Origin of the sequence: Pseudoalteromonas sp. BSi20311 (assembly GCF_000239875.1) — a bacterium.
Lineage (GTDB): Bacteria > Pseudomonadota > Gammaproteobacteria > Enterobacterales > Alteromonadaceae > Pseudoalteromonas.
Map to the genome: position 1 here is coordinate 1 of NZ_BADU01000013.1, position 1,097 is coordinate 1,097.

Here is a 1,097-nt window from a genome sequence, read left to right on the forward strand (position 1 = left end):
CAAAGGCGTCACCAAGAACTTACTCTGGGAAGAATATACTCAGCAATATCCGAATCGTTGTTACAGCTATTCTCAGTTCTGCGATCGCTATATGACCTGGCTTAAAAAGCAAAAACGTTCGATGCGACAAGTGCATAAAGCAGGAGAAAAACTCTTTGTCGATTATGCGGGTCAAACGATGCCCATTGTTTGTAATGCGACGGGTGAAGTGAAGTTCGCCCAGATATTCGTGGCGGTGATGGGCGCATCAAATTATACATTTTGTGAAGCAACCTGGAGCCAAAGTCTACCCGACTGGATCGGCAGTCACGTGCGAGCATTTGAATTTATCGGCGGTATACCTGACATGGTTATCCCCGATAATTTACGCAGTGGTGTCAGTAAAGCGTGTCGCTACGACCCTGATGTTAACCCGAGTTATCAGCAATTGGCCGCGCATTATGGCACCGTGATTGTGCCTGCTCGTCCCAGAAAACCACAAGATAAAGCCAAGGCCGAAGTGGGCGTGCAAATCATTGAACGCTGGATACTCGCCAAGTTACGACACCAAACCTTTTTCTCATTAGCTGAGCTAAACCATTGCATCAAAGCCTTACTGCTTGAGGTCAATAATAAGCCCTTTAAGCAACTGAGTGGGACACGACAATCATGGTTCGAGTCAATCGACAAACCCGCCCTCGCGCCCATGCCCAAACTAGCTTATCAATTCACGGATATTAAACACGTCAAAGTGAATATTGATTATCACGTTCAGTATGATAACCATCTTTACTCGGTACCCCATCACTTGGTGGGTGAAAAGCTTGAACTTCATGCCAAAGACAACTTGATTGAGGCTTATTTCAAGCATAAACGCATCACCAGTCACCCGAGAAAATATCATCCGGGCATGACCACCACATCCGAGCACATGCCTGTAAAGCATGAGAAGCATCATAAATGGTCACCAGGGCGTTTAATGAATTGGGCGAAAGATATTGGAGATGACGTTTTGCTCTGGGTGAAAGCACAATTGGCACAGAAACAACATGAAGAACAAGCGTATCGTGTGTGCTTAGGCTTACTCAACCTATCAAGAAGCTATCCCGCCGATCGGC

The 1,097-nt window shown here is 46.1% G+C and carries 1 protein-coding gene; it reads left to right on the forward strand.

Annotation, left to right across the window (positions count from 1 at the left end; genetic code table 11):
* The coding region (gene istA / locus P20311_RS01390; protein WP_036984642.1) for an IS21 family transposase at positions 1-1,097 on the forward strand (1,097 nt) is incomplete at both ends.